We start from the raw sequence: 24,826 nt of genomic DNA on the forward strand, positions 1-24,826 counted from the left end.
GGCGATTCGGCTCGCGGAAGTTCCTGCAATGTTCCTCTTCACGCCAGCAGAGTCGGGTCCGGTTTGGACCTAAGTCACTCCCCGGACCCGATCGGCTGGGTCTTCACCCGCTGATGGCGCTAGGTCGACGACCCCAGCACGGCATCGATCTGATGCACCACGCCATTGCGCGCCGGCTGCTCGGTACCGGAGATGCGCGCTCCGCTGCCGCCTTGGCGGGCGATGCGGAATGCATCGCCGTCGCGAGTGACGGTCAGCGGCTCGCCCGCCATGGTCGCGACCGTCGCCTTGCCGCCGCCGCTCTCGACCGCCCGGGCGAGGTCGGCGCTGAGGATGGTGCCGGGCAAGATGTGCGCCCGAAGCAGGGCGGTCAGTTCCGCCTTCTGCTCGGGCGTTGCGAGCCGTTCCAACGTCCCGGCCGGCAGGGCGTCCAGCGCTGCGGCTGACGGCGCGAGGATCGTGTAAGGCTCCTTGCCGGACAGGACCGGACGCATGCCCGCAGCCTCGATCAGCGAACGGAGCCGCGGCTCACTGCCGAGCAGCGCTGCGAGATCCTCGCCCGGCACGGCGGCGGAGGTCGAAAGGTTGCTCTCCGGTTCCGCCACGGCGACGTTGTTGGTGTCACTCGCCTGCCCGCAGGCTGCGAGCAGGAGAGTGACGCCAGCGATGCCGATCAAGGCGCGCATCAGACCAGGGTCTCCACGATGGCCTGGACGATCCGCGTGGTTGGATCGACCTCGTAGATGTAGCCGTCGTTGTAGCGGTACCAATTGTCCGGCGTGTCCACGTAGCGGTCCCGATAGGCGTAGGGCACGTTGTAGACGTCGTAGCCGGCAGGGAGCGGCTGGCCGACGCCGAAGCCGCCCGCCAGCAGCGAGACGATCGCCTCGATCACGCCGTCGCCGCGATCCACCTGGTAGATGGCGCCGTCGCCGTAGCGATAATAATGTTCGTCGCTGTCGGCGTACCACGGGCGATACTGAACCGGGACGTTGTAGTAGCCGAGATATTCGTCCGGATAGGCGGCGCCGACATAATAAGCGCCGTTCCAGTCGTCCGCGAGCGGCCAGTAGGCGTCGACATAGTTGCGGTCGCGGTCGATCCGGTAAACATAGTCGTCCCGGGTACGATAGTAATAATCGTCATTGTCCGGATACCAGCTACGGTAGAGCGGCGGCAGGAGCGCGCTGCCGAGGAAGGCCGGAGCGGCCGCGCCGACCAGCTTCTTGGCCTGGCCCGGGGGAAGACAGCCGTTGTTCTTGGCGGCAAGACCCGGAGGGCAGCCGTCGATCAGGCCGGTGGTGCGGAAGGCCGGCGACGCGATATAGTCGCCGCGACGGTCGAGCAGCAGATTGCCGCCGCGATAGTCGCGGTCGTCACGCCGGACGATTCGGCGTTCGCCCTCGCGATCGACGATCCGGCGGTCGACGGCATTGCGGCCGCGATCTTCAGAGACACGGATCCGGCCGGTATTGCCGCGCTGCTCCTGGCGACGGACCTCGCGGACCTTCGCCGGACCACGATCGGCCTTGCGCTGCTTCGGTCCGCCACCCCGTGCCTCGCGATCGGGACCGCGCTGCTGGACGGCCAGCTTCTGGCCGCCACCACCGCCACGTTCGGCCCGCTTGCCGGCATTACCGCGCTCGGCCCGCTGACCACCACCGCCACGCTCGGCCCGCTGGCCGCCGCCACCGCCCCGATTGGCCTTAGGGCCACCGCCACCGCCGCGCTCGACCTTGGCGGCACCGCCACCCTTGTTGCCGCCGCCATTGCCCTTGCCGGGCTGCGCCAGTGACGGCGCCGTGATCGCCAGCGCCGCGACGCCGACCAATATGCTGAGGTTTCGCATGGGAAACTCCTTTCGAGAGCGATAAACCGCTCGTCGCAGCCTCCCGTTCCGGTTCCGCCCTCCAACCCGGCACGACTCGTCGCGCCAGGATGAACGGCAGATTTCCGGGTTTCCTAGATAATGTCCTTCGACAGACGGCGTGCCGCAAGCAGCATCAGCACCGCCGACAGCACATAGATGAGGTTCGTCGCCATGGCCGAATAGCGCAGCGCCTCCTCGGCGAAGCGGGCGGTCAAGGCATCGGAAATGGCGCCGACCACGAAGGTGCCGAGGCCAAGCCCGACCAGATTGTTGATGAACAGGAACATGGCCGAGGCGGTGGCGCGCATCTCTGGCGGCACGAGGCGGGTGATGGCGGTGTTGACCGGCCCCAGCCAGGCGAGGCTGAGCGCCCCCGGAACGATGAAGGCGAGGGTCGCCAGCCACAGGTTGGTGGTGGCAAAGGCGAGCATGTTGAGCGGGCCGGTGATGGCGAAGGCGATCGCCGGCACCAGGGCGTAGCCGCGCGGGTGGGCATTGCCGAGCCGGTCTCCGAGCAGACCGCCGAAGTAGATGCCGGCGCTTCCGCCGAGCAGCGCGATGAAGGCGTAGAGCCAGCTGCGGTCGACCAGAGAAAGTTCATAGCTGCGCGCAAGGAAGCTCGGGATCCAGAAGGCGAGGCCATAGGAAACGAGGCTGGCGGTACCGGCGCCGAAGCCGAGCAGCCAGAAGCTGGGCTTGGAGGCAAGCGTGCGGAAGACGGTTCCGAACGAGGGAGCGGCGGCGCGGGGGCCCTCTTCGGACCGGCCATGGCCGGGATCGCGGACGATCCACTTGAACAGGGGCGCGAACAGGCAGCCGGCGGCGCCGATGGCGAGGAAGGCGAAGCGCCAGTCGACGGTCGCCGCCAGCAGGCCGCCGAACAGCACGCCGAGCGCGGAGCCGATCGGGATGCCGAGGCTGAAGATGGCGAGCGCCTTGGCTCGCTGGTGCGGCGGATAGAGGTCGGAAATAAGGCTGTAGGCGGGAGCGACGCCGGCTGCCTCTCCGACTCCGACCCCCATTCGGGCCATGAACAATTGCCAGAAGTTCTGCGCGAAGCCGCAGGCGGCGGTCATCAGGCTCCAGAAGAACAGACCGCCCGAAATGATCCAGCTCCGGTCGTGCCGGTCGGCCAGCATCGCCAGTGGAATGGCGAGAAAGGTGTAGAAGAGGGCGAAGGCGGCGCCGCCCATCCACCCGAGCTCGCTGTCGGTGAGCTGGAGCTCTCCCTTGATCGGCTCGGCGAGGATGCCGATGATCTGCCGGTCGACGAAGTTCAGCGTGTAGCAGACGACCAGGGCGGCCATCACCAATGTGCGATTTCGCACCTTCGTCGCCGCGGCGTCCGCTGCGTTCATTGGCTTGATCCCTCCTTGAGCCGGCCTGACGCTAGACAGCAAAAGAGGGCGGCGCCAGTGGCTCCGCCCCCTCCTTTCGCTTTGCGATCAATCAGTAGCGCGCCGTCAGCTTGAGCTGCCAGGTGCGCGGGGCGCCGTAATAGACGGTGCGGATGTTGCCGACCGACGAGAATTCCTGTCCGTCGGTCTTGTAGGCACGATCGGTCAGGTTGTTGCCGTAGACTCCGACCGAGAAGCGCTTGGACGCGTCCTCCCAGACGATGCGGGCGTCGGTCAGCCAGTAGCTGTCCTGGAATAGGCCGGCGATCTCGGTCCGGCTGTTGGTCAGCGTATTGTCGATCGCCAGCGCCGTGCGCGAGCGATAGCGGCTCTGGCCGCCGATGGTCAGGCTGCCGGCATTGCCGAGATTGAAGCCATATTGCGCGCCGAATCGCATCGTCCACTTGGGCGAGAAGGCCGGAGTCTGGAAGGCGCGGCTGCCACCGAAGGCGGTGAAGCGGGTGTCGCGGAACTCCTTATATTCGGCGTCGAGATAGCCGATCTGCGTGTCGAGCAGCAGGTTCTGGGCCGGGGTCCAGGCCGCTTCCAGCTCGGCACCGCTGATGCGCAGCTTGCCGGCGTTGATGACGGACAGGACGGCGATCGGCAGGTTGGTGACGGGATCGGTGTCGAGACCCGAGACGCGCGCCTGGAAGTCCTTGTAGTTGCCGGTGAAGACGGCGCCGGACACGCGCAGCCGACGAGCGATGCTCGCCTTGACGCCGGCCTCGTAGGAGAGCGCCTTTTCGGGATCGTAGGCGGTCGATTCCGCCGCCGAATTCGCTCGGCCGTTGAAGCCGCCCGACTTGAAGCCCTTGGCGACGCGGGCATAGACGAGGGCGTCGGGAGTGACCTGCCAGTCGATGCTGGCCATCGGCGACCAGTCCTTCCACACGCCCTTGGGCGGGTTGAACCGGTAGGTGGCGTTGAACGCGGGCAGCGCTGAGAAGAAGGTGCTGGTGGTGCGGTTGTAGTCCTTGGTCTCGCGGGTGCGGCGCAGGCCGACCGAGAGCGTCAGGGTATCGACCAGCTCGTAGCTGGCATTGGCATAGGCCGCGTAGCTCCGGGTGATCAGCTTGTCGTCGATCGTGCGGAGGAAGCCCGAGTTGAGGAACAGGGGCCCGAGCAGGTCATCGGCATAGGCTTCCTGGTGCGAGCCGACCTTCTCCTTAAGATAGTAGAGGCCCGCGACCGCCTTCAGCCGCTCGGTGTTGTAGGCGCCCTGGAATTCCTGGCTGAACTGGCTCTGGTCGACCCCGACGAAGACGTCGCCGATCTCATACTGCGTGGCGTCGATGTCGATGAAATCGTCGGTGTCGAGCTTGCGATAGGCCGTGATCGACTTGAGGGTCAGTGCCGGCGACACGTCATAGGCGATGGTGCCGGCAACGCCGCGGTGCTTGAGCTTGGTCGAGTTGGGCAGCGACGGCGTGGTGCGCCCGCGCCAGTCGTAGGAGCCGCTTCCGACCGGGTTGGTGACGAGCAAGGTGCCGCCCGAGGAGGTGGTCAGATTGTTGACCGGGCGGCCGACGTTCAGCTTCGCATCGTCCTTGGTGTAATCGCCGACGATGTCGATGCGCAGGTCGCTGGACGGAGTGAAGGCGAGGGTGCCGCGAATGCCGAAATTGTCGCGATTGTTGTAGCGGCGGTCGCTGACACTGTCCCTGACAAGGCCGTCGTTGGTGGCGCGCTGGACCGCGATGCCGGCGGCAAGGGTGTCGGTCAGCGGACCCGAGAAGGTGCCGCGCACATCGAACTGGCCGAAGCTGCCGACGGTCGCCTGCACGTTGCCGCGCGGCGTCTGCCCGGGACGCCGCGAGACGAACTTGATCGCGCCGCCGATCGTGTTCTTGCCGTAGAGCGTGCCCTGCGGCCCGCGCAGAACTTCGACCCGCTCGACGTCGAGAAGGTCGAGCTGGTTGCCGCGGATGCGCGAGAGATAGACGTCGTCGACATAGACGCCGACGGCCGGATCGAAGGTCTGCAGCGCGTCGGGCTGGCCGATGCCGCGGATGAAGATGTTGGTCGCGTTGGACGAGCCGCGGCCCTGGACGATGTTGAGGTTGGGAACCGCGCCCTGGAGACCGGTGGTGTCGGTCGCCTGAAGGCGGTCGAGCGCGCGCTCGTTGAAGGCCGACACCGAGGCGGGCACGCGCTGAAGATTCTCTTCGACGCGGCGGGCGGTGACGACGACTTCGCTGGTGGCCGTGTCCTGGCCTTCGTCATCGGCGGCGCCGGTGGCTTCGGCAGCGGGCGGCTGGTTCGCCGCCTCCGCATTGGCCTGCTCGGCGCTCTGCGCGAAGGCGGGTGTGGCGGTGAGGAACAGGGCGGCCGACGCGAACAGGGCCGAACGGACGTGGGTGGCGCGCATGACGATCTCAACTCCCCCTCCGGCGGCGCCTGCGGCCCTACTGCCGCCAGCCTTCCGTTCCGGAACAGGCCATCGAATACTGAAAGTTGAATCACCTTTCAAGTCACGGTAGTAGGGTCGGGGTTGCCGACGAGCGCCGGCCGGTCTTCTGTTGCGGTGGCACGGTGGGACTGGGCGCGGGCGGTGACGGTATCGGGCGGGGTGGTTGCAGTGGCTTGCACCGTGCGAGGTTACGCCGCCGGGCACGCTGAAGGGGGATGGGCATGACGAAGGCGAACGGCGGGCGGGCCGGCGATGAGCGTGGTGCCGAGGGACGCAAGTCGGCTCGCGCCCGGTCCGCCAGCGACCTAACGCTGGCCAAGCGGCCGAACGACGCCGCGCCGCTGACGAGCAGCGCCAAGTCGCCGCGGACCGCCCGCGGGGAGCTGACCCGGCGCAAGATCCTCGACGCGGCCCGGGCGGAGTTCGGCAGCCGCGGTTTCGCCGACACGGGCATTACCGAGATCACCCGCACGGCCAAGGTCGCGCTCGGCACCTTCTACACCTACTTCCACAGCAAGGAGGAAGTGTTCCGGGCGCTGGTCAGCGACATGTCGGAGCAGGTGCGGCTGGCCGTGGCGCCGGTGCTGGCGGAGGGCCGCGGCACGCTCGAGGCGGAGGAACGGGCGCTGGCCGCCTTCCTCGCCTTCGTCGGCGAGCACCAGCAGGTCTACCGGATCATCGACGAGGCGGAGTTCGTCGATCCCGCCGGCTTCCGCGCTCATTACGAGAATACCGCCGCGCGCATTGGCGAGCGGCTGGCGGAGGGCGCGGTGGCGGGCACGATGGCCCCGCCCGCGGACGCACTCGATGCCGAGGTCCGGGCCTGGGCAATCATGGGGATGAACGTGTTCCTCGGGCTTCGCTTCGGCGTTTGGGGAACCGAAGAGCCGACCAAGGTGGCGGCGAGCGCCAACCGGCTGATCAGGGATGGACTGACCGCAGGATGAGGTCGCCGCGAGGCGCTTAGTCCCTTTGCAGGAAAGACCCTGCGCCGGTGGTGCTCTTCACATCATTACCGGGCCGGAATCGATTGCCATCGATGACGCCGCCGCTCTCGAGTAACGCAGGCAGCCATGGCAGGGTCTGCTCGATCCGGGAGGTGACTTCCTCGTCCGTAATCTCGATGGAGATGCGCTTGACGCCGATTTCCTCAGGCTGGACCCGGTATATCGACTGCGGATCGCGAACGTCCTGGAATCTTACGAAGATCGGCCACAACTGCTGCACTTTGCCCGTGTAGCTGCCAGGCGCCGGGCGGCTTCGCGGGAGGTCTCTTGGTCCTTCGACCTCCGCCATCTCCCGGAAGGCGTCGACATCCGTTCCGATTGGATCGCTGCCCTTGAAGCTGCTTTTCTTCCAGGCCTCGTGGGTCGTCGGTGAGATGTGCGGAAGTAGCGCCACCTCGGCGACTTTCCTCGCGTGGTCCTCGCCGAGGCTCTGGCCGTCGGAGAGCATGGCCATCAGGGCAAAAGCGGGCCCCGAGGGCAGATCGAGGATGACCGCTTCACCCGTGACTTTCCGATCGATCCTCACTCCGGTCGTGTCCTGGATGGTCGAGCGTTCGATCATTTCGACCTGCCGCACGGCCGAATAACTCTTCTCGCCCTGCGGCGTATCGACGGTAACGGTGATCTTGTAGCAATAGTCGGGGAGACGATCTCCGCAGGCCGACAGCGCAAGCGCCGCCACGACAATCAACGAACGCCACATACGCTGCCCCCCGCCACTCGCGGGTAACGTGGTGACGGACAGAGCTTAAGGTTGCTTTACCTGGATTCTAACCGAGGAGCCGCCGCAAGGCTGGGTCGACCGCTTGCGTTGACAATGTGCTGTCGCCGAAGACCTGTGTCAGCCAAGCGCCCGCGTGAGATCCACGAAGCGCTCCACATCCTCTTCGTCGTGGTAGAGGCCGAGACCAATCCGAAGGACGTCGCCGCGGACGTCGGTGATGCAGTCGCGGGCCATCAGGGCCTGCTGCCAGCCGGCCGCCCGCGGGTGGCGCAAGGCCAGGAAGCGGGCGGGGTTGGGAAGCGGATTGAGCAGTTCGGCCTCGCCGAGCGGCGTGCCGGCGATCCGATCCACCAGCATGGCGCGAAGTTCGTCGACCCGGGCGGAGATTCGGGTGGTGGTCAGGCCATTCTCCGCCAGCATTCGGCGCACATGAAGGAATCGGTAGATGGCGGACGGATCGAAGGTCGCGCCCATGAACCGCATGGCGTCGGGTGCATAACCGACCTGTCCCGGCGGCGCGGTCAGGTCCTCGAACTCGGCATACCAGCCGGTGATCGGGGGACGCGGGCCGAATCCGGGCGGGCAGTGCATCAGGCCGAGCCCCTCGCCCGACATGGCATATTTGTAGCCGCCGGCGAGGAAGAAGCAGCTGTCGCCGAGGCGCCCGAGCGGTTCGGGCGAGGCCATGAAGCTGTGATAGCCGTCGATGACGACCCACGGGCCCTCGGGCCGCGAAACGGCGGCGAGCGACTCCAGCCCCGTTACTGCCCGGCCGCTGCCGAACAGGGTCTGGCTGACGAGGATGAGATCGGCCGCTTCCGCCCTGCCCGCCAGCCGCTCGGCCAGCGTGCCGACCGGACCGACCGGCAGCGTCTCGAGCGCGATGTCGCCATTCTCGGCCCAGCGGGCGAACTGGCGCCGGGCGCTGTGGAATTCGCCGTCCGTGGTGAGGATCCGCAAGGGCCCGCCCACGCGGCGCGGCGCGGCGGCCCACAGGCGGACGAGGAAATCGTGGGTATTGCCGGCGAACACGATGGCATCGGCCATGCCGGTGCCGAGCTCGGCCGCCACGTGCGCCTGGGCCTCGGGCCACAGCTCGCCCATCACCCGGTCCCACTTGCGGTCGGCGAGGCGGGCGGCATCCTCCCAGCATTCGGCCTGCCCGGCGAAGCTGGCGTCGGGCCAGAGATGATGGCTGTGCGCCGCCATGTGCAGCCGGTCGGGCGCGGCGCCGAGGCTGCGGGCGAAGAGGGGCTTGAAGCTCATAGCTGGGTACGTAGGTCCCACAGCTCGGGGAAGGCGCGCTTCGACAGGGTCGAGGCGAGATAGCTGGCCCCCGCCGATCCGCCGGTGCCCATCTTGTTGCCGATAATCCGCTCGACCGTCAGCAGATGCTTGTGCCGCCAGCCCGATAGCGCGTCGTCGATGTCGACCATCTTCTCGGCCAGTTGGTAGAGGGCGAACCAGCGCTCCGTGTCGCGATAGACATGGAGCCAGCTTTCGGCGCCCTGGCGGCGACGCGCCGAATCGGCGGCGTCCCACAGGCTCGGCCCGTCGAGCGCAGCCTGCAGCCGGGCACGCCCTTCGGTCCCACCCTCCTGATAGTCGAGGAAGCGAGGATCCTTGATGCCGAACTTGTATTCGAGTTCGCGGAACTGGGCCGACTGGAAGCCGGACGAGGTGCCGAGCACGTGGCGGAACGCCGAATAATCCACCGGCGTCATGGTCGCCAGCACGTCCCACGACAGCGTCATTACCGACTGGATTCGGCTGACTCGGGCAAGGGCCTTGTAGGCGGCGGCGAAATCGTCCGAATCGATCAGCCGGATGGCGAGATCCACCTCGTGGAGCATCTGCTTCAGCCACAGCTCCTTGGTCTGGTGGATGACGATGAACAGCATTTCGTCGTGCAGGTCCGACAGCGGTTGCTGGGCGGACAGCAGGGACTGGAGCTGGAGGTAATCGGCATAGCTCATGCCGGCCGGGTGCGCGGTCATGAAGGTGGGTGTAGGCGGATGCGCGGCAAAGGCCAATCGCCGTCCGGGCGCGGGCCGGAAACTTCGAATGCTTGGCGCGCGGTCAGCAGAGGTCCCGGCCTTCGCCCGGACGACCGAGGCCTTACTGGCCCGGTGCGCCGCCCTGGCCGGGGCCGACCCCGCCGACGGTGCCGATATTGCCGAAGAACTCCTCGAAGAAGCTCTTGCGGCGGCCAAGCGTCGGGGTGGTGCGGCCATAGGGATCGATCGAGGCGATCTTCTCGGCGCCGGTGCGCTCGACGGCGGCGACGTTGCCGGCGGCGTCGAAGCGGATGCGCAGGACCGACTGCTCCCTCACCCGCGGATTGCGGAAGGCGAAGGTCGAGGTCTCGCGGCTGACGTAATACCATTCATTGTCGCTGAACTGGCCGGTGAAGGTTGGCCGGCCGAGCGTCCGCTCGACGCTGGTCTTGTTGTCGGTACCGACCGCCACCGCCTGGCTCAACTGCTCGTCGAGGATGTAGCCGCGGCTCTCGCGATAGCCGGCGCAGCCGGTCGTGGCGACGCCGAGGGCGGCGATCGAGGCGATGAGGGTCAGTCGATGGATGGTCACTGAGGTCAAGCTCCGGATGCCGCCGCTCTTGCGCCGGTGTTCTCGCGGCTCAATATCGGCTGCGGGCTGGTCCGACAACTGCTCGGGCCATGCTGAACGGAGGATGATCATGAAGTCGCTGCTGCGGCTGTTCCGGAGCGAGCCCAGCATCGCCCGGCCGCTGTACGATCAGGTGGTAGGCAAGGCGCGCACGCCGCACTGGTATGTCGAAGGCCGGGTGCCCGACACGATGGAAGGCCGCTTCGCCGTGCTCGCGACCCTGCTTGCGCTCACCGACCTCCGCCTGGAGCGGGGCGGCGAGGATGCGGGCAGGGCAAGCGTCGGGCTGGCCGAATGCTTCGTCCACGACATGGATTCGCAGCTTCGCCAGGACGGCGTCGGCGATCCGGTGATGGGCAAGAAGGTTGGCAGCCTGGTCGGCGCGCTCGGCGGCCGGGTCGGCGCCTGGCGCCGCGCCGTCGATGGCGAGGAGAGCTGGGAAGCGGTGGCGAGCCGTTCGCTCTATCGCGAAAAGGTGCCTTCGGACGCGGCGCTGGCGCATTCGCTGGGCGAATTAAAGCGTTACTGGGAAGCGCTCCAGGGGCGCAGCGACGAGGCGCTGATCGGCGGGGTGCTGCCGTGAGCGGCGGCGAGGGCTTCGCCCATCGCCTGCCACTGGCGACCCTGCGCGACGGGCAGCGGCTGGAAGTCCGGGCCGACGAGGCGGAGCGCAAGGCGCTCGCGGAGCGGCTCGGCCTGCTCGGTGTCGAGCGGATGGAAGCGATGCTGACCATCGCTCGCGACGGTGACGAGGTGCGCGCGGCCGGTCGGCTGCGGGGCAGCGTCACCCAGGCCTGTGTCGCCACCGGCGAGCCGGTTCCGGCGATGATCGACGAGAAGATCGCCCTCCTCTTCCGCCCCGATCCGGGCAGCGAGCCCGATGCGGAGATCGAGCTCAGCGAGGAGGATTGCGACGTCATCTTCCACGACGGGCGCGAGATCGACATCGGCCTGGCGCTCGGCGACGAACTGGCGCTGGCGCTCGATCCTTATCCGCGCTGCGCGGGCGCGGAGGATGCGCTGCGCGAGGCCGGCGTGCTGAGCGAGGAGCAGGCGGGGCCCTTCGCGGCGCTGGCGGCGCTGAAGGGGAAGTGATCTTCTTCCTACCCGTGCGTGCGCAGGACGGATGGGAAGGTGCCAGCGCAGCGCGCTGACGAAGGGGCCTGGCGCAGCCCTGCTGGCCCCTCCACCACTCCACTGCGCGGAGCGGTCCCCCTCCCCATCAGCTCTGCTGACGGGGAGGTCGCTACACCTTTAGAACGGAACGTCGTCGTCGAGGTCGTCGAACGCCGCGGGGGCCGGACGGCTGGACTGCCCGCCGGCAGAGCCGCCACGGCTGTTGGCGCCGCCATAGCCGCCGCTGCTTCCGCCGCCAAAGCCACCGTCGTCGTAGCTGGAGCCGCCGCCCCGGCTTCCGCCGAAGCCGCCGCCGCCACCGCCGCCGCCGCCTTCACCGCGGCCGTCGAGCAGCACCATCGAGCTGTTGAAGTTGCGCAGCACGACTTCGGTCGAATAGCGGTCCTGGCCGTTCTGGTCCTGCCACTTGCGCGTCTCGAGCTGGCCCTCGAGATAGACCTTGCTGCCCTTCTTGAGATAGCTCTTGGCGACCTTGGCCAGGCCCTCGCTGAAGATGGCGACATTGTGCCACTGGGTCTTTTCCTGCCGGTTGCCGTCCCGGTCCTTCCAGTTCTCGGACGTGGCGACGGTCAGGTTGACCACCTCGCCGCCGTTGGAAAAGCTTCGGGCCTCCGGGTCCTTGCCCAGATTGCCGATCAACATGACCTTGTTCAGGCTTCCCGCCATTGCTTCGCGACTCCTCTTTCTGAGGGGAAGCTATAGGCCGAGCGCGACCGCCGTCCAGTAGGTCAGGCCCGCCGCTGCATAGGCCAGCGCGAACAGATAGCCGACCATGAAGAGCGGCCATTTCCACCCGTTCGTCTCGCGCCTGGTGACGGCGATGGTCGAGATGCACTGGGGCGCGAAGACGAACCAGGCGAGAAAGGCGAGCGCGGTCGGGAGCGGCCAGCTGCCACCCAGCCGTTCGGCCAGCGATTTCTCCATCTGCGCCTCGTCGTCGGAGTCGATCGCATAGACGGTGGCGATGGCGGCGACCGCCACCTCGCGCGCGGCCATGGCCGGGATCAGTGCGAGGGCGATGTCGTGGTTGAAGCCGATCGGCCTGACCACGACCTCGATGCCGCTCGCGATGCGGCCGGCGATCGACACTTCGCTCTGCGATTCGCCCGGGCCTGCCTTGGGGAAGCTCGCCAGCGTCCACAGGACGATGGTGGTGATGAGGATGATCCCGCCGGCGCGCTTGAGGAAGATGAGCGCGCGCTGCCAAAGGCCGAGCGCCACGTCCTTGATGGCGGGCAGCTGGTATTTGGGCAGCTCCATCATGAAGAAGGAGGAAGCCCCGCGGGCGACCGTCTTGCGCAGGACCACGGCCGCGCCGAGCGCGCCGAGGATGCCGGCGAGATAGAGGCCGAACATCACCAGCCCCTGCAGGTGCACGAACGGCGCTACCGGCCGGTTGGGGATGAAGGCAGCGATGATCAGGGTGTAGACGGGAAGGCGGGCCGAACAGGTCATCAGCGGCGCGACCAGGATGGTGGTCAGCCGGTCCTTCTCATTGTCGATGGTGCGCGTCGCCATGATGCCGGGGACGGCGCAGGCGAAGCTCGACAGCAAGGGAATGAAGGCGCGGCCGGACAGGCCGGCGAACCCCATCAGCCGGTCCATCAGAAAGGCCGCCCGGACCATGTAGCCGGTGCCCTCGAGGAGGAGGATGAACAGGAACAGGATCAGGATCTGTGGCAGGAAGACGACCACCGCGCCGACGCCGCCGATCACGCCGTCGACGATCAGCGAGCGGACCGCGCCTTCGGGGAGGATGTCGGTGACGGCCGTGCCAAGCGCCGCCATCCCGCCTTCGATCCAGCCGATCGGAGTTTCGGACCAGGCGAAGACCGCCTGGAACATGGCGAACATGACCAGGGCGAGGATGACGATCCCCGCGACCGGATGGAGGAGGATGCGATCGAGCCGGTGGGTCCAGCGCCGGACCGGCGTCTCGCTCACCACCGTCGCGGCGGCGATCCGGCGCGCTTCGCGGGCGACGTCGGCGGGGATGGCGACAGGGGCGACGCTCTGGCCGATGACGCCTTCCAGCGCCTCGCGCACGGCTTCAAGACCACGGCGGCGGACCGCGACCGTCTCGACCACCGGCACGCCAAGTGCCTTCGACAGCGCATCGGCCGACAGGGTCAGGCCGTCGCGCGTCGCCATGTCGATCATGTTCAGCGCCAGCACCATTGGCAGGCCAAGGCTTCGGAGTTCGAGCGCGAAGCGGAGGTGATTGTCGAGGTTGGAGGCGTCGACCACCACCAGCAGGGCATCGGGCTTCCGCTCCCCGGCCTGGGCGCCGGTCAGAACATCGCGGGTGACCGCCTCGTCGGGGCTCGACGGAACAAGGCCGTAGGTGCCGGGAAGGTCGACCAGCTCGACTGGGCGACTATCGGCCAGCACGGTGCGGCCGCTCTTCCGCTCGACGGTGACGCCGGGATAGTTGCCGACCTTCTGGCGGGCGCCGGTGAGGGCGTTGAACAGCGCGCTCTTGCCGGCATTGGGGTTGCCGACGACGGCGACCAGGGGCGCGGGCAGGGTCATGTCTCGAACAGGTCGCGAATCAGTCGGCGGGGATGACGCGGATCGCCCGGGCATGCGCGCGGCGGATGGCGACGGTCATCCGGCCCACCTTCACCGCCAGCGGATCGCGCCCGAACGGGCCGTTGTGCAGCGGCTCGACCGTGACATCCGAGTCGAAACCGAAGTGCCGCAGCCGGGCGGCCTCATGATCGCCGAGCAAGGCCCAGTCGATCTCGGCGATTCGGCCGCGCCGCCCGAGGGCGAGCTGGTCGAGAGCGAGGGCGAAGTCGGCCGGGATAGGCTGGACGGTCATTGCTGCAACTGATTATCAATAACAGGAGCGCCGGTCCATAGGGACTAGTGCGTAAAGCTAGCGCGGCGGGTAGCGCAGCCGGCCGAGGAAGCGGGTCAGGCTCGGCCGCTCGCGTCCCGTCAGGCCCGCCTTCCACTTCTCGAATCGCATGACTTCCTCGATACGGCGGCCAAGAAAGGCATCTGTCTCGGCGGCTCCTTCGCTGTCGTCCTGCAGCCAGGCGAGCAGCGTCGATCCATAGACGGCGGAGAGGATCGCGCGCTTGGTGTAGTGATTATAGTCGGTCGCCGAGTCGCCGGCCATGCGCCACATGACGTCCGCGCTGCGCCACGATAGGCGCGCGGCGGTGGCAGCATTCTGCGGCATGGCGAGGATGGCAAGCGCACGGCGGATCGCTTCCTTCGCCGGCTCCTGTATCCGCAGTCGTTCCCACACCAGCGCCCGGATGCGCTCGCGGATCTTCATCGCTGCCAAGACTTCCGGCGGGAGACGCTTGGCAAGCGCGGCATCGACGCCCTCGCCATAGAGGTCGATCAGGCCAGCGGCATCGGTCGGCGCCGCAAGCGCGGCGACGGCGGGGTCGATCCCCTCGGACAGCGCGGCCGCCTCCACCGCCGCGGCCGTCCAGCCGTCGAAGGCGGCATTCTCGCCGATGGCGAGGGCGAGCTCGAGCCGGGCTGCGGCGACGGGCGAGTCTTCTTGTCCGGTCATGCTGGCACCGACTTGGGGCCGGACGCGCCCCCATGCAAGCGGACCAGGACGAGGGCAGTCCCGATGGCGAAGGCGCCGGCGAAGTCGAGTGACGTCATGACTTCGCCATAGACGATCCAGCCGATGGCTGCCGATACGGCCGGCTGGGTAAGGAGGGCGAGCCCCACGACCAGCGGCGGGACTTGCCCGAGCGCATAGACGAGGCACCCCTGGCCGACGACCTGGCTGCCGAGCGCGAGGAGCAGCAGGGCGCTCCATTGCTGCGGCCAGATGGTCTCTCCGGTCACGGCCGCGAACGGCAGCAGCATGGCGGCGCCGAACAGGCTGACGAGGATCAGCACGGGCATCGGCTGCAGCGTGCCGCGCACCCGCTCCACCGCGATCAGATAGCCGGCGTAGAGGAGCCCGGCAGCGAGCGCGAGCAGGTCGCCGTGAAGGTAGCGGGCGCTCAGTTCGGCGCTTCCCGCCATGAGCAGCGCGGAGCCAAGCGCGGCGAGCAGCAGGGCGGCGGACTGAAGCAGGCTCGGCAGCCTGCGCGCCAGCCACAGGCCGTAGGCGGCGAAGGCGAAGCTCGCGACATTGCCGAACAATGTGGCATTGCCGAGCTTGGTGAGGTGGATGCCCGCATGCCAGGCGGCAAGGTCGGCGGCGAAGAAGAAGGCGGCGATCGCGATCACGCCGGCCGAAGCCTTGCCCGGCCAGTGCGCCGGTTGACCCATCGCCTTCCCGAGCAGGAGGAGGAAGGGAAGCGCAAGCGCCAGCCGCCAGAAGCCGGCCGCGCTCGGGCCGACGTCGCTCAGCCGGACCATCCACGGCCCGAAGGCGAGAGCGACATTGCCGAGCATGAGCGCGGCGAAGGCGCGGGGCGGGATCCTGTTCGTCATGCCGGGCTTGTTTCAGCACCCCTCTTCTTGTTGAAGGCCGCGCCTGTGGCCAAATGGATCCTGAAACAAGTTCAGGATGACCAAAAACACCATGCCTACTCTGTTCGACCCCATCCGCATCGGCAGCCTCGATTGCCCCAACCGAATCCTCATGGCCCCGCTGACCCGCGGCCGGGCGACCCGTGACGGCGTTCCGACCGAGATCATGGGCACCTATTATGTCCAGCGCGCCGAAGCGGGCCTGATCATCTCCGAAGGTGTCGGCATCAGCCGCGAAGGGCTTGGATGGCCGAGCGCTCCGGGGCTGTGGACCGACGCGCAGGTCGAGGGATGGAAGCCGGTGGTCGAGGCCGTGCATCGCGCCGGCGGGAGGATCGTCGCCCAGCTGTGGCACATGGGGCGACTGGTTCATCCCGACTATCTCGGCGGCGGTGCGCCCCTCTCGGCCAGTGCCACGACCGCGCCCTTCAAGGCGCATACCTATGACGGCAAGAAGGTCTACGAGGAGGCGCGCGCCGCGACCCTCGACGACATCGCTCGTACCGTCGGCGATTATGCGACCGCGGCACGCAACGCGATCCGCGCCGGCTTCGACGGAGTCCAGCTGCACGGCGCGAATGGCTATCTGATCGACCAGTTCCTGCGCGACGGGACCAACCTTCGCGACGACGATTATGGCGGGCCGGTCGCCAATCGCGTTCGCCTGCTTCGCGAGGTCGTCGCGGCCATGATCGCCGAGGTGGGAGCCGACCGCACCCACGTCCGGCTTAGCCCGAATGGTGCGGTGCAGGGCTGCGACGACAGCGATGCCCAGGCGCTGTTCACGGCGGCGGGGGCGGTGTGCGGCGAACTCGGCATCGCAAGCCTCGAGCTGCGCGAGCCGGGCAGCCAGTCGAGCTTCCTCGCCACCGAGGTGCCGCCGGTCAGCCCCGCCATCCGCAAGGTGTTCGGGGGCACGCTCATCCTCAACAGCGACTATGGCCTGGACAGCGGCAACCAGCGGCTGGCGGAGGGCGTCGCCGATGCGATCAGCTTTGGCCGTCCGTTCATCGGTAATCCCGACCTGGTCGCTCGGGTTCGCAAGGGCCTGCCACTTGCCGACTATGATCCGAAGAAGGCCTACACGCCGGGTCCCGAGGGCTACACGGATTATCCCGCCGCCACGGAACAGGCCGCAGCCTGAGCCGCTTGGGACGGCATGGAGACAGATACGATGAAGTTGAACTGGAAGGCGACCGGCACCATCGCGGCCAGTGCCCTTGTCGGCCTCGGCATTGCCTATGTCCTGCGCGAGAAGGCCGCGCCGCGGCCCAACTGGCGAGTGCTGGTGAGTGACGGCGACCTCCAGATCAGGTCCTATCCGGCCGTGCGCGTCGCCGAGACGATCATCGCCGGACCGCGCAAGGAAGCACTCAACAACGGCTACCGCCTGCTGTCCTCCTACGTGCTGGGCGAGGACCTGCCGATGACGGTGCCGGTCCTGCAGGACGCGGGCAATCCGATGGCCAGCGACCCGCCCCTGTTCGACGACGAGGTCGAGGGAGCGTGGCGGGTGCGCTTCATCCTGCCGGACGATGCCACCGACCTCGACCCGCCGCCCGAGGGCATCACGCTCGTCGAGATCCCGGCGCGACGGATGGGCGCTGCCACCTTCCACGGCACGGCGCATGACGACCGGCTGCAGGCGGCGGCGGACCGGCTGCGCGGCTGGCTGTCGCGGCATGGCGAGGAATGCCTTGCCAGCGAGCCCGAATATGCCTTCTTCAACTCGCCGATGATCCCGCCGCCGCTCCGGCGCAATGAGGTGCTGCTGGCGCTTAAGTAATCGAAGTCCCCGCCCTCGCGGGGAGGTACCCAAGGGGGCAGAGGCGCCTTAGGTGGTCTGCAAGGCCCCGTCGCTCCCTTCGCGAGCCGCCCCCCTGATGGGCGGGGCGACGAAGTCAGAGCGGATGCCCGTCCGTATCCATCAGCACCTCGCGCCTGCCCACATGGTCCGGCTGCCCGACCTTGCCATCCTTTTCCATCCGCTCGATCAGCCGCGCCGCGCTGTTGTAGCCGACGCGTAGCTGCCGCTGGAGGTAGGAGGTGGAGGCCTTCTGGCTCTCGGCGACGATCTGGATCGCCTTGCGGTAGAGCGCGCTTTCGGGATCGCCGTCGTCGTCCGGCGCACCGTCGAGGGCGAAGCCGCCATCCTCCGGCTCCTCGGTGACCGCGCTGATATAGTCGGGCGTGCCCTGCCGGCGCCAATGGTCGGCGACCAGCCGCACTTCCTCGTCGCTGACGAACGGACCGTGGACGCGCAATATCTGCTTGCCGCCGGGCATGTAGAGCATGTCGCCCTTGCCCAGCAGCTGCTCCGCGCCCTGCTCGCCGAGGATGGTGCGGCTGTCGATCTTGCTGGTGACCTGGAAGCTGATGCGGGTCGGCAGATTGGCCTTGATGACGCCGGTGATGACGTCGACGCTCGGCCGCTGCGTCGCCATGATCAGGTGGATCCCGGCCGCGCGCGCCTTCTGCGCCAGCCGCTGGATGAGGAATTCGACCTCCTTGCCGGCGGTCATCATCAGGTCGGCGAGCTCATCGACCACCACCACGATCTGCGGCAGCACCTCATAGTCCAGCTCCTCCGTCTCGTAGACGGGTTGGCCGCTGTCGGCGTCATAGCCGACCTGGACCTTGCGGCCGAGCTTGGTGCCCCGAGCCTTGGCCTCGAGCACCTTGTCGTTGAAGCTCTTGAGCGCGCGGACGCCGAGGCTCGCCATCATGCGATAGCGCTCCTCCATCTGCTCGACCGCCCATTTCAGCGCGCGGATCGCCTTGGGCGGCTCGGTCACCACCGGGGCGAGCAGATGCGGGATGCCATCGTAGATGCTGAGTTCGAGCATCTTGGGATCGATCATGATCATCCGGCACTGGTCGGGGCCCATGCGATAGAGCAGCGACAGGATCATGCAGTTGAGGCCGACCGACTTGCCCGAGCCGGTGGTGCCGGCGACGAGCAGGTGCGGCATGGGCGCGAGGTCGGCGATGACCGGATCGCCGGCGATGTTCTTGCCGAGGATCAGCGGCAGGCTCATCCCCTGGTCGGCGAAGGCCTGGCTTCCGATCAGTTCGCGCAGCGCGACGCTCTCGCGCTTCGGATTGGGCAGCTCGATGCCGATGACGCTGCGTCCGGGAATGGTTGCCACGCGCGCGCTGAGCGCCGACATGTTGCGGGCAATGTCGTCGGCCAGCTGGATGACCCGGCTCGCCTTGATGCCGCTGGCTGGTTCCAGCTCGTACATGGTGACGACCGGGCCAGGGCGGACCTCGACGATGTCGCCGCGGACGTGGAAGTCCTCCAGCACGCTCTCGAGCAGGCGGGCGTTGCGTTCCAGCCCCGCGCGGTCGACCTGATTGCGCCCGGATTCGGGCGGCGGGGTGAGCAGGTCGATCGGCGGCAAGGCGTAGCTGTCGCCGAGCGCGAGGCTCTGCTGCTGCGCGGCTGCGGCCTTGCGACCGATCTTCTTCGCCTCGGCAGGAACGATGCCGGCACTCGGCTCGCGCACCTCGACATTGGGTCGCGACTTGGGCGGTGCGGCGACGCGCGGTTCGGCGGCTTCGGCGGCGGTACGGCGCGGGGCCGGAAGACGCTCGCCGGTGCGGCGGAAGCGGTCGGCGACATAGGCCTTCTCCTCGTCGCGCAGCGCCAGCGAAAGGAGGGCCAACAGCAGCCCGCCGATGCCCAGCAACAGGATCAGCGCGATCCGGCTAGGTCCGGCGATGGCAGGCTCGGGAATGAGGCCGAGGAGCGTGTTCCATCCCGCGGCGCCACCCAGTCCGAGGACGCCGCCCCAGCCGGCCGGGAGCCCCGAAACGGACGAGTTGACCAGCAGGCCAAGTGCCATGCCAACGAGGACAGCGCCGCCGGCGGCGACCAGCAGGGCTCGCCCGAACCGACCCGACGGACGTCCGCCGAGCAGCCTGACGCCCGCCATGGCGACGACCGGCAACAGCAGGATACCGCTCAGTCCGAACAACAGAAGCAGCAGGTCGCTGGCATAGGCGCCGGGCAAGCCAAGCCAATTGGCAGCGGGTCCACCGGCCGCCGTGCTCCAGCTCGGATCGGTCCGCTCATGGGTGAGCAGGGCAACGGTCATCGCGACCGCGGCGCCGAGCAGGGCGACGCCGGCCAAGCGGATCGCGAAGGCGCGCACGGCATCGCCGAGCCGGTCCCTCCAGTCGGGCTCGAGGTCGCGCCGGTCCGCGCGGGTGCGTGCTGCTGCCGTGGCCATTGTCCTATCCCCGCCCTCGCTTCGGCATGTTCACCTATTGTGCCTGCCCATAGAGTCCATGGTCAAGGATGACGCCATGCGTCGAAGCGCCTACATGCGACTCTCATGACACAGGCGCATCGATCCTCAGCGGACGTCATCATCCTTGGCGGGGGGCTGGTCGGCCTGTCCCTCGCCGCCGCACTCGACGGCGCGGGGCTCGCGGTCACCATCGTCGACCCGGCCGATCCGGAGAGTTGGAAGGCGGCGACGTTCGATGGGCGGACGACGGCCGTCTCCTCGTCCAGCATGCGAATGCTGGAGACCACCGGCGTGCTCGAGCATCTCGCCGCGCCGGGCTGCCCCATCCACGCCATCCGCGTCGCCGACGGTCTGCAGCCAGGGGGACTGACCTTCGAGCCCGGCCGCGATGGCGAGCCCCTCGGCGTCATGCACGAGAACCGGCACCTCCGCGCCGCCCTCCTGGCGCGCGCTGAAGCAGGCGCGAACATCGACCTGCGCTGGACGTCGCAGGTGGCGAAAGTCGTGCGAGACGATTTTGCCGGCACGGTGCAGCTAACGGGCGGCGAGGAGATTCGCGCGCCCCTGATCGTCGCCGCCGAGGGCAGACGCTCGCCGAGCCGCGAGGCTGCAGGAATCCGCATGGCGCGCTGGTCCTACCTGCACACCGCCATCGTCTCGACCCTCGCCCACGATCAGCCGCACGAGCATATCGCCTACGAGATCTTCTATCCGTCGGGGCCATTCGCGCTTCTGCCGATGAACGACCTTGAGGATGGCACCCACCGGTCGGCGATCGTCTGGTCGATCAGCGACGACAGGGCGGCCGGACTGCTGGCGCTGGGCGACGCCGCCTTTGCCGCCGAGGCGCAGGCGGCGATGGGCGGGTTCCTCGGCCACATCCGGCTACTCACCCCGCGCTCCTCCTACCCGCTCGGCTTCCACCATGCGGTCCGGATCACCGACCGGCGACTCGCGCTGGCGGGCGACGCGGCCCATGCCATCCACCCGATCGCCGGCCAGGGCGTGAACCTCGGCTTCCGCGATGCGGCCGCGCTGGCGGAAGTGCTGGTCGACGGCGCTCGGCTCGGACTGGATCTCGGCGACCGGCAATTGCTCGACCGCTACCAGCGCTGGCGGGCGCTCGACGCCTTCAGCGTGGCGCTTGCGACCGACGGACTGACGCGCCTCTACGGGGTGCCCGGCAAGGCGGCGTCGGCAGTACGGCGGTTCGGCATGGGCATCGTCGACCGACTGGGCCCGCTGAAGGAAAAGCTCAACGCCGCGGCGCGGGGGAACAGCGGTGACCTGCCGCGGCTGCTGCTGGGTGAGGCGCTCTAGGCGCCTATTGCATCCGGGGGCTGAGGTCCCCGCCGCCCTGCGCCATGCGCAGGAATTGCATCAGCTGCACCAGTAGCTCGGCGCGGGAGGGAAGCGCCTCTTCCTCCAGCAGGGCCTGCTTGGCCCCCGGATCGAAGGGTGCGACCTGGGCGATGGCGTTGACCAGCATCTCGTCGTCGAGCCGTTCCACCGCGTCCCAGTCGACGGTCAGCCCCATGGCGTCACCGAGCAGCCGCGCCTCCTGCTCGACCGCGGCGCGGAGCACCGAGGCGAGCGCGTCGGAATCGCTGTCGGCATCGTCACCCGGAATGACGTCCGCCTGGCGATAGGGGGTGCCGACATCGGCTTCGGCGATCAGCCGGAACCGGGTCGTGCCCTGGAGCACGATATTGTAGCGGCCGTCGCCCAGTTCCTCGAGGCCGACGATCTCGCCGATGCAGCCGATGCGGTAGAGCTCCGGCTGGCCAAGCCCGTCGTCGGGTGCCGCCTTGGGCTGGATCATGCCGATCAGCCCGCCGCCGGCGACGGCATCCTCGATCATCTGCCGATAGCGCGGCTCGAAGATGTGGAGCGGCAGGTGGCTGCGCGGAAAGAGGATCGCTCCGCCGAGGGGGAAGAGGGGCAGGCGAAGCGGGGCGCTGCTCACGTGAACAGCAGGGCCGACAGGCGCCGGCGCTGCGCGCGCGCCCACTGGTCCTCGAGGCCCGCCGCTTCCAGCAACTGGAGGAAGCGGGTGCGGGCCGCGCCCTCGTTCCACGCGCGGTCGCGGCGGACGATCTCGAGCAGCGCGTCGGCAGCCTCGTCGCGGCGGCCCCCGGCCATCAGGGCATTGGCAAGCTCGAACCGGGCCTCATGGTCATCGGCATCGGCAGTCAGCCTTTGCTCGAAGGCGGCGGTATCGACTGGCGGCGTGGCGGCAATGTCGAGCGCGGCGCGGGCACGGGCGATGGCGGGATCGCCAGCAGCCGCATCGGGCAGAGCCTCGATCAGCGCCCTTGCTTCGTCCACCCGGCCGAGCGCGACCATCGAGCGGACCAGCCCGCCGATCACCTCGGGATGGTCGGGGTCCATGTCGGCGATCTGGCGGAAGATGTTCTCGGCCCGCCCCGCATCGCCCGAGCCAAGCACTTCCTCGCCCATCGCGATCAGCGGCGCGATTTCCGCCTCCAGCGCCTGCGCCTCGCCCTTGACCGGCAATTGCCCGAGCAGCTGGTCGAGCACGCGCTTGATCTGCCCTTCGCTGCGATACTGGGTGAGGTCGGCGACGGGCTGGCCGCCGAAGATCGCATAGACGGTCGGGATCGAGCGGATCTGGAACTGCGCCGCGATCACCTTTTCTTCGTCGACGTCGATCTTGACCAGCCTGACGCCCTTGTCGGCGTAGTCGGCCGCAACCTTCTCCAGCACGGGGCCGAGCTGCTTGCACGGCCCGCACCATTCCGCCCAGAAGTCGAGAATGACGAGATTCTCGAGGCTGGGCTGAAGCACCCGCTCCTGGAAGCTGCGAATCGCTTCCCGTTCGTCCGCGCTCATTCCGAGAGTGGCCACTTGTTCTGCTTATCCTTTCGTCGCGCTGCCGTCATATGGGCCAAGGGCACTGCCTCGCCAAGGGAAGCAACACAAGCCGAGCGAAAGGGTTGCCAGTTGCAAACACCGCCGCTAATGGACCGCCACCCCGACGGCCCCGTTGCCGTCGCTTGGCGCCAGAGCGGGCGTAGCTCAGGGGTAGAGCACAACCTTGCCAAGGTTGGGGTCGAGGGTTCGAATCCCTTCGCCCGCTCCAGCGGACCAACGGTCTGCGCCAAACTCAAGAACCGAAATCCGCACGCCGATCGAAGCGCGTGGCCGCTTGGGGCGAACGGGGGCGCAGGCCCTTCAGCCGTAGGGCCGTTGCCGATACCAGCGGGTGAGGATGTACTTGGTCCCGCGCCGGACCTTCATGCCCTGGTGGATGGTCGCCGGATTGGGCCGGCCGTCGTCGAGCAGGTTGTTCCAGGCGAGCAGCTTGCCCGCTTCTGGCTGGATGGTCTTGCCGATTGCCTTGAAGCGGGTGGCGCCGCCATCCTCGACGTCGTTCAGATAGACCATCGCGGTCCAGGTCCGCTGGCCGTTGTCCGCGCAGTGGACGTAGTAATCGGCGCCGGTCGGCTCGAACGTGTCGGTATGGGCGCGAAACTCCTGCCCCGGCGCATAGCGCTGCCCCTGAAGCGGCTCGCCAAGCCGGTCGTCCAGGCCGAGGAGGGTGCTGATCCGCAGATTGACCGCCGCGACGAGCGGTTGATTGCCATCGAGGTCGCAGGTTTCGCTGGTGCGAAAGTTCGCTTCGCCGCGGTCGTCGGCGATGGTCGACGGCCGCCGATTGGCCTCGATCATCGCGATCAGCGCGGTGCGCTCCGGCTCGCTCAGGAATGCGCGATGGATGAACAGCTCCAGCTTCGGGCTGGGCACGCGCTGCACGCCGGCGAGGCCGCGCAGCCGCAATGCCACCTCACTGGAAGGCAAGGCTCCCTCCCCGCTCCGCCTCGTGCGCGGCGATGACGCTGCGCACCACCTCGTTCATCAGCGCCATGCGGGTCGGCAGCGGGGTCGAAGTGCGCTTGATCAGCACGGCGACGGCATAGCTGCTGCCGTCAGGGGCGGTCAGGACGCCAATGTCGTTGTAACCCGCCTGCACGCCGCCGAGGATCTGCCCCGTCCCCGTCTTGTGGGCAAGGGTCCAGCCCGGCTTCAGCCCGCCGCGGAGGCGGTTCTTGCCGGTGCGGGTGTCACTCATGATGGTCAGCAGTCGCGCGGTGGCGGCGGGCGAAAGCAACTCGCCGCGCTTCAGCCGCGCGAGGGTCGACGCGATCGCGGCCGGCGAGGCGCCATCATAAGGGTCGGCGATGTAGCGCTCGAACAGGCTCCGGCGCACGCTCATCGGCAGCGCCTCGCGCGCCCGGTAGAAGGCATTTCCGATCGACAGGTCCTGGCTCCAGCTGAGGCCGGCGATGCGGGACTGGAGCGCGCGCTCGCCTTCGTAGAAACGGATTGCGCCGAGCCTGCGGTCCTCGATGAAGCGCCGCACTGCCGCGGGCCCGCCCGCCACGCGCATCAGCTTGTCGTTGGCGGTGTTGTCGGACCTGGTCAGTGCATCGATCATCAGCGTCTCGACCGTGGTCGTGTAGGTGCCGGTCTTGAGCACACGCTGGGCGATCGGCTGGTTGAACAGGGTGAGGTCGCTCCTGGTGAGCGTCACCGGGCCTGTTAGCGTCAGCCGCCCGCGGTCCACGGCGTCCATCGCAGTCAAGGCGACGAAGAACTTGCTGACGCTCTGCTGCGGGTAAAGCTCGGTCTCCTTCCAGCCGGTCCGCCAGCCACGGTCGATCGACTGGACGGCGATTCCGACCTGTCCCTTGAAGCCGCTTCCAAGCTGGTCGATCCGCCGCGCCAGCTCGGCCGGTGTGGCCGGAGCGGCGGTCCGTGTGTGGACCGATGCGGTACCCGGCGTGAGCACGGCTGCAGCGGTCAGCGCGACCGCGCACAGCCTGGTCCAATGCGACGTCATGGCGTCTCGCCTCCCCTCGGCAAGCTCGTCACGCGCGGACGCGCCGCGCCTTGGCCACTGATTCGCAAAGTG

24 protein-coding genes and 1 tRNA gene are annotated in these 24,826 nt (G+C 68.2%); 7 read left to right on the forward strand and 18 right to left on the reverse strand.

All coding sequences use genetic code 11. The features are described from left to right. Positions 1 to 119: 119 nt before the first annotated feature. The 4 genes from JOY29_RS09120 to JOY29_RS09135 all read right to left on the reverse strand — a co-directional run bounded on the left by JOY29_RS09120 (position 120) and on the right by JOY29_RS09135 (position 5,638). On the reverse strand, positions 120 to 686 hold the full coding sequence (locus tag JOY29_RS09120) for a fasciclin domain-containing protein (protein ID WP_300973213.1): 567 nt from the start codon (positions 684 to 686) through the stop codon (positions 120 to 122). Then, on the reverse strand, positions 686 to 1,849 hold the full coding sequence (locus JOY29_RS09125) for a hypothetical protein (protein ID WP_300973214.1): 1,164 nt from the start codon (positions 1,847 to 1,849) through the stop codon (positions 686 to 688). Before JOY29_RS09125 ends, JOY29_RS09120 begins: the two co-directional genes overlap by 1 nt. Before the next feature lie 113 nt (positions 1,850 to 1,962). Then, on the reverse strand, positions 1,963 to 3,228 hold the full coding sequence (locus tag JOY29_RS09130) for an MFS transporter (RefSeq protein ID WP_300973215.1): 1,266 nt from the start codon (positions 3,226 to 3,228) through the stop codon (positions 1,963 to 1,965). 91 nt (positions 3,229 to 3,319) lie between these two features. Next, entirely contained in the window at positions 3,320 to 5,638 is a 2,319-nt protein-coding gene (locus JOY29_RS09135; RefSeq protein ID WP_300973216.1) for a TonB-dependent receptor, read from the reverse strand. A gap of 263 nt (positions 5,639 to 5,901) precedes the next feature. Between JOY29_RS09135 and JOY29_RS09140 the strand changes: the two genes are divergently transcribed. Continuing rightward, positions 5,902 to 6,627 carry a TetR/AcrR family transcriptional regulator gene (locus tag JOY29_RS09140; RefSeq protein WP_300973217.1) on the forward strand — a complete coding sequence of 242 codons (726 nt, stop codon included), beginning with the start codon at positions 5,902 to 5,904 and terminating at the stop codon, positions 6,625 to 6,627. Between the two features lie 16 nt (positions 6,628 to 6,643). On the opposite strand, the gene JOY29_RS09145 is transcribed toward JOY29_RS09140, so the two are convergent. The 4 genes from JOY29_RS09145 to JOY29_RS09160 all read right to left on the reverse strand — a co-directional run bounded on the left by JOY29_RS09145 (position 6,644) and on the right by JOY29_RS09160 (position 10,000). After that, on the reverse strand, positions 6,644 to 7,390 hold the full coding sequence (locus tag JOY29_RS09145; RefSeq protein WP_300973218.1) for a hypothetical protein: 747 nt from the start codon (positions 7,388 to 7,390) through the stop codon (positions 6,644 to 6,646). A gap of 138 nt (positions 7,391 to 7,528) precedes the next feature. After that, the gene (locus JOY29_RS09150; RefSeq protein WP_300973219.1) at positions 7,529 to 8,677 is read right to left on the reverse strand and encodes a class V aminotransferase; all 1,149 of its coding nucleotides are present in this window, start codon (positions 8,675 to 8,677) and stop codon (positions 7,529 to 7,531) included. Beyond that, the gene (locus JOY29_RS09155; RefSeq protein ID WP_300973220.1) at positions 8,674 to 9,408 is read right to left on the reverse strand and encodes a tryptophan 2,3-dioxygenase family protein; all 735 of its coding nucleotides are present in this window, start codon (positions 9,406 to 9,408) and stop codon (positions 8,674 to 8,676) included. The genes JOY29_RS09150 and JOY29_RS09155 overlap by 4 nt, the downstream gene beginning before the upstream one ends. 121 nt (positions 9,409 to 9,529) lie before the next feature. Then, positions 9,530 to 10,000, reverse strand: coding sequence for an outer membrane protein assembly factor BamE (locus JOY29_RS09160; protein ID WP_300973221.1), 471 nt, complete (start codon positions 9,998 to 10,000; stop codon positions 9,530 to 9,532). A 109-nt stretch (positions 10,001 to 10,109) separates the two neighbouring features. Here JOY29_RS09160 and JOY29_RS09165 point away from each other — a divergent pair, with 109 nt between their 5' ends. Together JOY29_RS09165 and JOY29_RS09170 are read left to right on the forward strand one after the other, a co-directional pair. Next, complete coding sequence (locus JOY29_RS09165) at positions 10,110 to 10,622, forward strand: ubiquinol-cytochrome C chaperone family protein (RefSeq protein ID WP_300973222.1); 513 nt, start codon at positions 10,110 to 10,112, stop codon at positions 10,620 to 10,622. Next, a complete protein-coding gene (locus JOY29_RS09170) occupies positions 10,619 to 11,134 on the forward strand; it encodes a DUF177 domain-containing protein (protein WP_300973223.1) in 516 nt (171 codons plus the stop codon). Before JOY29_RS09165 ends, JOY29_RS09170 begins: the two co-directional genes overlap by 4 nt. A 159-nt stretch (positions 11,135 to 11,293) precedes the next feature. Here the strand turns inward: JOY29_RS09170 and ssb are convergent, their stop codons facing one another. The 5 genes from ssb to JOY29_RS09195 are packed head-to-tail and all read right to left on the reverse strand — an operon-like array spanning position 11,294 to position 15,595. Then, positions 11,294 to 11,842, reverse strand: coding sequence for a single-stranded DNA-binding protein (gene ssb / locus JOY29_RS09175; protein ID WP_300973224.1), 549 nt, complete (start codon positions 11,840 to 11,842; stop codon positions 11,294 to 11,296). Between the two features lie 30 nt (positions 11,843 to 11,872). After that, complete coding sequence (locus JOY29_RS09180) at positions 11,873 to 13,708, reverse strand: ferrous iron transporter B (RefSeq protein ID WP_300973225.1); 1,836 nt, start codon at positions 13,706 to 13,708, stop codon at positions 11,873 to 11,875. 19 nt (positions 13,709 to 13,727) lie between these two features. Beyond that, on the reverse strand, positions 13,728 to 14,000 hold the full coding sequence (locus JOY29_RS09185) for a FeoA family protein (RefSeq protein ID WP_300973226.1): 273 nt from the start codon (positions 13,998 to 14,000) through the stop codon (positions 13,728 to 13,730). 57 nt (positions 14,001 to 14,057) lie between these two features. Then, positions 14,058 to 14,711 carry a COQ9 family protein gene (locus tag JOY29_RS09190; RefSeq protein ID WP_300973227.1) on the reverse strand — a complete coding sequence of 218 codons (654 nt, stop codon included), beginning with the start codon at positions 14,709 to 14,711 and terminating at the stop codon, positions 14,058 to 14,060. Beyond that, positions 14,708 to 15,595 carry a DMT family transporter gene (locus JOY29_RS09195; RefSeq protein WP_300973228.1) on the reverse strand — a complete coding sequence of 296 codons (888 nt, stop codon included), beginning with the start codon at positions 15,593 to 15,595 and terminating at the stop codon, positions 14,708 to 14,710. Before JOY29_RS09195 ends, JOY29_RS09190 begins: the two co-directional genes overlap by 4 nt. Before the next feature lie 91 nt (positions 15,596 to 15,686). Here JOY29_RS09195 and JOY29_RS09200 point away from each other — a divergent pair, with 91 nt between their 5' ends. Together JOY29_RS09200 and JOY29_RS09205 are read left to right on the forward strand one after the other, a co-directional pair. Then, a complete protein-coding gene (locus JOY29_RS09200) occupies positions 15,687 to 16,778 on the forward strand; it encodes an alkene reductase (RefSeq protein WP_300975516.1) in 1,092 nt (363 codons plus the stop codon). A gap of 30 nt (positions 16,779 to 16,808) precedes the next feature. Beyond that, positions 16,809 to 17,420, forward strand: coding sequence for a heme-binding protein (locus JOY29_RS09205; protein ID WP_300973229.1), 612 nt, complete (start codon positions 16,809 to 16,811; stop codon positions 17,418 to 17,420). A 115-nt stretch (positions 17,421 to 17,535) separates the two neighbouring features. On the opposite strand, the gene JOY29_RS09210 is transcribed toward JOY29_RS09205, so the two are convergent. After that, positions 17,536 to 19,869 (reverse strand): DNA translocase FtsK 4TM domain-containing protein, encoded by a 2,334-nt coding sequence (locus tag JOY29_RS09210; protein ID WP_300973230.1) that lies wholly within the window; start codon positions 19,867 to 19,869, stop codon positions 17,536 to 17,538. Between the two features lie 105 nt (positions 19,870 to 19,974). On the opposite strand from JOY29_RS09210, the gene JOY29_RS09215 reads away from it, so the two are divergent. After that, complete coding sequence (locus JOY29_RS09215; protein WP_300973231.1) at positions 19,975 to 21,210, forward strand: FAD-dependent monooxygenase; 1,236 nt, start codon at positions 19,975 to 19,977, stop codon at positions 21,208 to 21,210. A 4-nt stretch (positions 21,211 to 21,214) separates the two neighbouring features. On the opposite strand, the gene JOY29_RS09220 is transcribed toward JOY29_RS09215, so the two are convergent. After that, positions 21,215 to 21,856: an LON peptidase substrate-binding domain-containing protein gene (locus JOY29_RS09220; RefSeq protein WP_300973232.1), complete on the reverse strand. Its 642-nt coding sequence runs from the start codon at positions 21,854 to 21,856 to the stop codon at positions 21,215 to 21,217. Then, positions 21,853 to 22,758: a tetratricopeptide repeat protein gene (locus JOY29_RS09225; RefSeq protein ID WP_300973233.1), complete on the reverse strand. Its 906-nt coding sequence runs from the start codon at positions 22,756 to 22,758 to the stop codon at positions 21,853 to 21,855. Before JOY29_RS09225 ends, JOY29_RS09220 begins: the two co-directional genes overlap by 4 nt. A 160-nt stretch (positions 22,759 to 22,918) precedes the next feature. On the opposite strand from JOY29_RS09225, the gene JOY29_RS09230 reads away from it, so the two are divergent. Continuing rightward, positions 22,919 to 22,993 (forward strand) — tRNA-Gly (locus JOY29_RS09230). Positions 22,994 to 23,085: 92 nt separating this feature from the next. Here the strand turns inward: JOY29_RS09230 and JOY29_RS09235 are convergent. Next, complete coding sequence (locus tag JOY29_RS09235; protein ID WP_300973234.1) at positions 23,086 to 23,712, reverse strand: 2OG-Fe(II) oxygenase; 627 nt, start codon at positions 23,710 to 23,712, stop codon at positions 23,086 to 23,088. Beyond that, positions 23,699 to 24,754, reverse strand: a complete 1,056-nt coding sequence (bla, locus tag JOY29_RS09240) for a class A beta-lactamase (RefSeq protein ID WP_300973235.1) — start codon at positions 24,752 to 24,754, stop codon at positions 23,699 to 23,701. The genes JOY29_RS09235 and bla overlap by 14 nt, the downstream gene beginning before the upstream one ends. Between the last annotated feature and the right edge of the window lie 72 nt (positions 24,755 to 24,826).

Origin of the sequence: Sphingomonas sp. LHG3406-1 (genome assembly GCF_029637485.1) — a bacterium.
GTDB lineage: Bacteria > Pseudomonadota > Alphaproteobacteria > Sphingomonadales > Sphingomonadaceae > Sphingomicrobium.